At 39.9% G+C, this 6,473-nt stretch carries 9 protein-coding genes and 2 riboswitches; of the genes, 5 read left to right on the top strand and 4 right to left on the bottom strand.

What is annotated here, in order from left to right; genetic code table 11:
* The first annotated feature begins 19 nt into the window (after positions 1 to 19).
* Positions 20 to 676 carry an HD domain-containing protein gene (locus tag FC65_RS01635; protein WP_010497091.1) on the top strand — a complete coding sequence of 219 codons (657 nt, stop codon included), beginning with the start codon at positions 20 to 22 and terminating at the stop codon, positions 674 to 676.
* Between the two features lie 104 nt (positions 677 to 780).
* Here the strand turns inward: FC65_RS01635 and FC65_RS01640 are convergent, their stop codons facing one another.
* From FC65_RS01640 to FC65_RS01650, 3 genes are read right to left on the bottom strand one after another with little or no spacing between them, the layout of a single operon-like run.
* On the bottom strand, positions 781 to 1,542 hold the full coding sequence (locus FC65_RS01640) for a 3-oxoacyl-ACP reductase (protein ID WP_056971311.1): 762 nt from the start codon (positions 1,540 to 1,542) through the stop codon (positions 781 to 783).
* Positions 1,542 to 1,766 carry a DUF2829 domain-containing protein gene (locus FC65_RS01645; protein WP_010497088.1) on the bottom strand — a complete coding sequence of 75 codons (225 nt, stop codon included), beginning with the start codon at positions 1,764 to 1,766 and terminating at the stop codon, positions 1,542 to 1,544. The genes FC65_RS01640 and FC65_RS01645 overlap by 1 nt, the downstream gene beginning before the upstream one ends.
* A 40-nt stretch (positions 1,767 to 1,806) precedes the next feature.
* Entirely contained in the window at positions 1,807 to 2,298 is a 492-nt protein-coding gene (locus tag FC65_RS01650) for a QueT transporter family protein (protein WP_010497086.1), read from the bottom strand.
* A 7-nt stretch (positions 2,299 to 2,305) separates the two neighbouring features.
* Positions 2,306 to 2,350, bottom strand: a riboswitch (PreQ1 riboswitch).
* Between the two features lie 340 nt (positions 2,351 to 2,690).
* On the opposite strand from FC65_RS01650, the gene FC65_RS01655 reads away from it, so the two are divergent.
* The 4 genes from FC65_RS01655 (at position 2,691) to FC65_RS01670 (ending at position 5,624) form a co-directional block, all read left to right on the top strand.
* The gene (locus FC65_RS01655) at positions 2,691 to 3,350 is read left to right on the top strand and encodes an ATP-binding cassette domain-containing protein (RefSeq protein ID WP_056971312.1); all 660 of its coding nucleotides are present in this window, start codon (positions 2,691 to 2,693) and stop codon (positions 3,348 to 3,350) included.
* On the top strand, positions 3,350 to 4,150 hold the full coding sequence (locus FC65_RS01660; protein ID WP_056971313.1) for a metal ABC transporter permease: 801 nt from the start codon (positions 3,350 to 3,352) through the stop codon (positions 4,148 to 4,150). Before FC65_RS01655 ends, FC65_RS01660 begins: the two co-directional genes overlap by 1 nt.
* 131 nt (positions 4,151 to 4,281) lie before the next feature.
* Positions 4,282 to 4,384, top strand: a riboswitch (THF riboswitch).
* 98 nt (positions 4,385 to 4,482) lie between these two features.
* Complete coding sequence (locus tag FC65_RS01665; protein ID WP_056971314.1) at positions 4,483 to 5,022, top strand: folate family ECF transporter S component; 540 nt, start codon at positions 4,483 to 4,485, stop codon at positions 5,020 to 5,022.
* Positions 5,023 to 5,120: 98 nt separating this feature from the next.
* Positions 5,121 to 5,624: an O-acetyl-ADP-ribose deacetylase gene (locus FC65_RS01670; RefSeq protein WP_010497079.1), complete on the top strand. Its 504-nt coding sequence runs from the start codon at positions 5,121 to 5,123 to the stop codon at positions 5,622 to 5,624.
* Here the strand turns inward: FC65_RS01670 and FC65_RS01675 are convergent.
* Entirely contained in the window at positions 5,621 to 6,205 is a 585-nt protein-coding gene (locus FC65_RS01675; RefSeq protein ID WP_010497077.1) for a uracil-DNA glycosylase family protein, read from the bottom strand. The two genes, FC65_RS01670 and FC65_RS01675, sit on opposite strands and share 4 nt — an antisense overlap.
* Between the last annotated feature and the right edge of the window lie 268 nt (positions 6,206 to 6,473).

Below are 6,473 nucleotides of genomic sequence, written 5' to 3' on the forward strand. Positions count from 1 at the left end.
TATGAGGAGCGGTTTATCCATGAACAGCGAACAACAATTAAACAAAATAGCAGAATATTCGCACGCGCATATGACCCAAGACCGAACTGGGCACGGATTCGACCATATTAGAAGGGTCGTAGCCATGGCACGAAAGCTAAGTGCCAAAGAAAATGCCGATCTCCTTGTCACTTTAGCTTCAGCTTACTTACATGATGTGATCGATGATAAATTAGTCGCCGATCCACAAGCTGCTTTGGATGATTTACAGGCTTTTTTGACTGAAATCGAGGTTTCACCCCAGCAGTCAAAAAAAATCTTATTCATTATCCAAAACATGTCCTTCGCTCATACTCTTGATGGCAAAGCTGTCCTGTTGCCATTGGAGGGACAAATCGTCCAAGATTCTGATTGGCTGGATGCGATCGGTGCGATCGGTATTACCCGAGCAATTTATTTTGGTGGTCATCATTCTGAAAAAATCTATGACCCTCGCATTAAACCGCGCGAATCTATGACTAAAGAAGAATACCGCAATTTGCAAAACGAAACGATCATTAACCATTTCTATGAAAAGTTACTAAAGATCAAGGACAAATTAAACACTCCCAGTGCACGACAGATCGCCGAGGATCGGCAACAATTCATGCTTGATTTTCTGTCTGAATTCAAGGATGAATGGCAAGCAGAAAAATAATAATGCTGCTTTTACTGAACAAAATTTTTCAAACCACATCTATAAATAAAAGCTCAACAGATATTTTTCACACTTTTCGTAAAAAATATCTGTTGAGCTTTTTCTTATTTTTCTATCCATCCGCCATCGATCGGTACGACAGCCCCATGAATATAATCGGAACTATCAGAGGCTAAAAACAAAGCTAATGAAGCAACTTCTTCTGGTTGTGCCCATCTTAAAGCCGGAGTTTGCGCCGCGACTTCTTTCGCCATTTGACCATCGCCCGCAAAATCAGCCTGATTCATTCGGGTATTGATAGCACCTGGGGCAATGCAATTAGCGCGGATACCTTGAGCAGCATAATCATAATCGAGTTGTTTAGTATAACCGATGATAGCATGTTTAGCGGCTGTATATGCTGCTCCTCCGCCTCCGGCTACCAAACCAGCGATCGAAGCCATGTTGACGAAAACACCATGTTTTTGCTCTAACATATAAGGCAAACAATTGTTAGTAAGCAAAAACATACTCTTCAGATCCGTTGCCATTACGTTATCCCATTCTTCTTCACTTGTTTCTAAAGAAGGCTGGTATGCATCCAAGATCCCGGCGGTGTTTAACACAATGTCGATTCGTTTTGAATCTTTGATCACTAGCTCAGTCAACGTGGCTAATGCTGTTTTTTCCCGCACATCACACTGTACGAAAGAAAAAAGTGCCTCGTATTTTGTCTCGAGCAATTTGACCTGCTCAGCTTCCTGAATATCGACACCCCATACGCGTGCGCCTTCAGCTAGAAAAAGTTTAGCCTCGGCCAAGCCAATACCAGAAGCAACACCAGTTATGATGACTACCTTTCCTCTGAATGAACAATTTTCTGCCATTATTCGACCAGTTTCCAGTCATCTGCCAAAATGTCACACGAATTTGGCATAAATTGTGATAACGCTGGTTCTTCTTTAGTCCTGATCAAAAAATAAGGGTTGATCGTTTCACCATTTCTGGTGTCGTCGCTAACAACAAAGATATACTCTTCGCTGCCGTCCCATCCTTGACGAACAGCTTTTTTACCTGCTTTTAACTCAGGCAAAACTTTTTCAAATGTCATGCTGAACTCTCCTCATATTTCATAAAATAATTTTTACTTTCTACTTAGTTAAGCCATAGTGCCTTGAGATCCAATATATCACAACCGCTCCTAAAGCTGTCGCAATAAATTCGCCGATCCCGACCGTTAAAAATGTCCACCAAAATGGTGCCTGACTCATAATGTGCAATTCTAACGCCACACTCCACGACATTAGCGTGCAAATTACCACACTGATCGTCAATTTTAGCGGTACTGAAGTCGTATACCGGCTCAAAAACCAGCTAATAGAAGTCATAACCAAGGTCCCTAAAGTGCCAAATACGACATCGACTACTCCCATCGAAGACCACAGGTTTGCAATTAAACAGCCTAATGTCACTGCCCAAATGTAACGCTTGTTGAAAACTGTCAGATTATTTAACATTTCCGACAAGCGAAGTTGGATCGGACCATATGCCAAAGGGATCAATGCTACTGTAAGTACAACATAAAGAGCTGCTATCAAAGCTGTTTTAGTCATTTCAGAAACAGCTTGATTTGATTTTTCCATCACGAAAAACCTCCTAGTTTTTTTCGGTGGGATGTTTACGAACCACCATTTAATTATCATGGAAATATCCACTAATATTAAGTATAAATGAATTTTCCAACCATGCAATGCTCCTTTAAAAATTTTATTTTTCATCTTTAAATAGTAATTTCAGGCTATTTTCCTTGATTATATGATAGCCTGTGAGTTATTGTAAATAGTAATTGTTTCACTTATGCCAGCAAACATGCTTGACATCAGCGTTTATAACCTGTACGATTGTTCGAAGTGATTACAATTAGCGCAACATATTTTAGCATTTTTCTGAAATCAGTAAACTGTTCAAAGCAAGTTCCGTACACCTGCTTGTACGCTGCTTGCTCAATAATAACCTTAAGGAAAGTAATGATCTCATGGAAAATATTATAACTGTTTCACATCTAGACCTCAGGATCCCTGATAGGCTTCTTTTCTCTGACCTGAACTTCTCATTTCCTAAAAATAAATTAACCTGTATTACCGGCGAAAACGGGGTTGGAAAAACCACGCTGATCAAGCACATCCTAGAAGATCTCAGACGTCATCAAAATCAGCATGTGCAGGCAACGATTTCTCGCAACAAGATCCAATATGTACCGCAATTACGTAATATTGACGATGACTATCCGTTAAATATCCGCGATTTTGTATCTTTTGGCCTTAAAAAGAGATTGTTGCCGTGGAATTCAAAAAAAATGAAGGCCAAGGTTGAACATATCTTAGCCGAAACTAAATTGACTAAAATAGCTGATCAGCCGCTAGGCCATGCTTCCGGCGGTGAAAAACAACGCGCTTATTTAGCACAAGCCTTGTGTTCTGATCCCGAATTACTGATCTTAGATGAGGCCACTGCCAGCTTAGATACTGAATCTAAGAACTTCTTATTGCAAATGTTAAAGTCTATCATGCGTGATAAGAATTTAACTGTTCTCTTCATCACACATGATCCTGAACTGATAGAAAAATATGGCGACTATGAACTGAAACTGCAAAACCACACTGCTAATTTAAGTCAAAAGGAGGCTGCTAATTAATGCTGGAATATAATTTTATGCGCTACGCGTTTATTGCCGGCGTTTTTATCGCATTGATCTGTGCTTTTATGGGAGTTTTTGTCGTTGCACGGCAAACCTCTTTTTTTACCCACACCTTATCTGAGATTGGTTTTTCTGGGGCTTCTTTTGGTGTATTTGCTGGTATCCCACCACTATTTGGAATGTTACTGTTCACTTGTGCCAGTGGTTTATTTATTGGTTTATCTGGTGAAAAGGTTGGCCGCCGTGAAGCTTCGATCAGTGTTTTTTCAGGACTCTTTTTAGGTTTAGGTATCTTATTTTTATCACTTTCGCAAAAACAGTCAAATTACGCTACTAGTATCTTGTTTGGCAGCATTGTTGGAATCGATAGATCTAACTTGATCACTTTAGTCGTTTTAAGTATCGTCTTACTGATCGTGGTAGCCTTGTTATTCCGCCCGCTTGCTTATAATTCATTTGACGCTCAAGGGGCAGAATTTAATCAGCGTTATAACCAATCGATCTCGATCATTTTCTTGATCTTATTGGCATTAACGATCAGTATCACAGCCCAGATCGTAGGTTCATTGTTAATTTTTGTCTTGCTGACCATCCCAGCACAGGCCGCAAAATATTTTGTTCATTCACTTAACAAAATGATTGCTTTGACCTTTGGTTTTGTTTTATTAGGAGTTTGGTTAGGGTTGTATCTTAGCTTCGTCACAAACTGGCCGGTCAGTTTTTTCATTACAGTGATCGAGTCTTTACTTTATGGCGTTGCAATTTTAAAGCAAAAAATCCGAACTGCACACAATTAACTTTGTTCATAGAATTCAAAAGAGTTTTAAATCAACAACCTTTTTAAGCAAGCAGCATTCCATATCAAGCACTTACTTTTTGTAAGTACATTTACTAGTATTTTATAACGACCTGTGCTATATTTAGTTGGTTAGGGGTAGGAATTATAACGTCAAGGGTCGATGGAACGGAATGTGAACGTCGACAGAAGGACCTCCGTCATAGGTTCGCGCTATTTTTCCGCATTCACCAAAATTTAATATTCTCGGTGCTTGTCTCCCCCTTAATAAGGATCGCAATAAAAGAATTTATTTTATTATGCGGCCTAATATAACTTAGGGAGATGTTTATTATGACGATGCTATCTTGGAAAAGTCCAAAACTGACCACACGGACATTATCATTAGCTGCTTTTTTGATCGCGCTAAACGTAATTTTAGGAAAACTGTCTGTTGGTTCAGAATCATTAGTCAAAATCAGTTTTGGTTTCATTGGTACCATGTTGTTAGGGTATTTCTTAGGTCCGTGGCTTGGCGGAGTTGCTAAGATATTATACGACCTAATTGCAAACACCCTGCTGGCAACGAGTTCACAATTTTTCATCGGCTTTACCTTAACGGCCTTTATCTCCGGCGTGATCGCAGGAATGTTTTTACACGATCAGAAGATAACTTGGCAACGTTTAGCTGCATATGAAGTTGTGCAAATGTTAGTTACTAATATTTTCTTCAACACTCTTTGGATCCATGTTTTGTACCACGCTCCGTGGGCAGCGCTGCTCGCCGTCCGGGGACCTAAGAATCTGATCATGTTTCCGATCGAAGTGATTTTAGGTCTAATGATCCTCAGAAGTGTTGCTCGGTTGAATCTCTCTGTAACTGATCAAAGATGACAGATAATAAAAAACGCTGTGTGTTCCTAAACTTTAGGACTACATAGCGTTTTCTTTTTGCCTTATACTAATAATAAATTTGAACGGGAGTGAACATTATGACTAAGATCACAATTTTTCAAGGAGATATTACAGTTCAAAAGGTGGATGCGATCGTTAACGCGGCTAATACCAGTTTACGCGGCGGCGGTGGTGTAGATGGTGCGATCCATCGGGCAGCAGGAGCAAAACTTGACAAGGCTTGTCAGAGATTGGGTGGCTGTTTGACTGGCGAAGCTAAAACAACTGCCGGTTTCAATTTACCAGCTAAATACATTATTCATACCCCCGGCCCAATTTGGCGCGGCGGAAACAATAATGAAGAGCAGCTGCTGCAAAATTGCTATCAAAATTGTGTGTTAGAGGCTGAAAAACACCATTGTCACAGTATTGCTTTTCCATCTATCAGTACAGGCGTCTATGGTTTCCCACTAAAAAAAGCTGCTCAAATTGCGTTGCAGACGCTCATTAAAAGTAACTCTTCCCTGTACATTACATTTGTTTGTTTTGATCAGCAGACTTATCGAGTCTACCAAGAAACTCTAGCCGCTCTTTTAAATTAGTGTCCCATTAGCTTAGCAACACGTTCTTGCAAATACGGTATTACCTCAGTTTGAAACCATGGGTTATTTTTTAACCAGCGCCGATTACGCGGTGACGGATGCACTAACGGCAGATACTCTGGAAGATAGTCCTTGTAGTTATGAATTACGTCTGCCAAACGAGCACTTTTCTTTAAATCAAGGTAATACCGACAAGCATAACTACCGACCAACAAAGTCAGCTCAACTTCAGGCATGGTTTCTCTGAGTGGATCATGCCACTTTTCTGCAAATCCTGGCCGCGGAGGGAGATCTCCGCCTTTTCCGGTTCCCGGGAAATAAAAATCCATTGGGATAATACCGATCAACCCTGAATCATAAAATTCCTCACGAGAAACACCCATCCATTCACGTAAAAGGTCTCCACTGCGGTCATTCCAAGTCAACCGCGTTCTTTCCGCAACTCTTCCTGGAGCTTGCCCGACAACAAGGATCTTAGCTCGTGGATCTGCGAGGAACAAGGGGCCGATCCCTCGTTTGCTGTATTCTCTGTTTTGTGGATCAGTTTCAATTTTTTTAGTTATTTTTTCAATTTTATTCATTTCATGATGCCTTTCCTTTGAGCAGTCAGTGTCTGACCATATTATAGAAAAATTTTTCTCAATAAACAAAAAGAAACAGCCAGTAATTAATTACTGACTGTTTCTTTGCCCAATATCGACTATTGGAGCCCCTGCCAAGGATTTAATTATACCACTTTAGCTTTAGAAATTTGTAACACAAAATTTTATTTTATCGTTAATAATTATTGTTTTCATAGTTTCTATAAATAATTTCTATAAACCTGAATTATTCATACTTTTCCCTTAA

The organism is Ligilactobacillus acidipiscis DSM 15836, assembly GCF_001435755.1.
In the GTDB taxonomy this organism is placed as follows: Bacteria; Bacillota; Bacilli; order Lactobacillales; family Lactobacillaceae; genus Ligilactobacillus; species Ligilactobacillus acidipiscis.

Coding starts and splice junctions, on each gene's coding strand:
- FC65_RS01635 (WP_010497091.1), top strand. CDS start 20: ATGAACAGCGAACAACAATTAAACAAAATAGCAGAATATTCGCACGCG.
- FC65_RS01640 (WP_056971311.1), bottom strand. CDS start 1,542: ATGGCAGAAAATTGTTCATTCAGAGGAAAGGTAGTCATCATAACTGGT.
- FC65_RS01645 (WP_010497088.1), bottom strand. CDS start 1,766: ATGACATTTGAAAAAGTTTTGCCTGAGTTAAAAGCAGGTAAAAAAGCT.
- FC65_RS01650 (WP_010497086.1), bottom strand. CDS start 2,298: ATGGAAAAATCAAATCAAGCTGTTTCTGAAATGACTAAAACAGCTTTG.
- FC65_RS01655 (WP_056971312.1), top strand. CDS start 2,691: ATGGAAAATATTATAACTGTTTCACATCTAGACCTCAGGATCCCTGAT.
- FC65_RS01660 (WP_056971313.1), top strand. CDS start 3,350: ATGCTGGAATATAATTTTATGCGCTACGCGTTTATTGCCGGCGTTTTT.
- FC65_RS01665 (WP_056971314.1), top strand. CDS start 4,483: ATGACGATGCTATCTTGGAAAAGTCCAAAACTGACCACACGGACATTA.
- FC65_RS01670 (WP_010497079.1), top strand. CDS start 5,121: ATGACTAAGATCACAATTTTTCAAGGAGATATTACAGTTCAAAAGGTG.
- FC65_RS01675 (WP_010497077.1), bottom strand. CDS start 6,205: ATGAATAAAATTGAAAAAATAACTAAAAAAATTGAAACTGATCCACAA.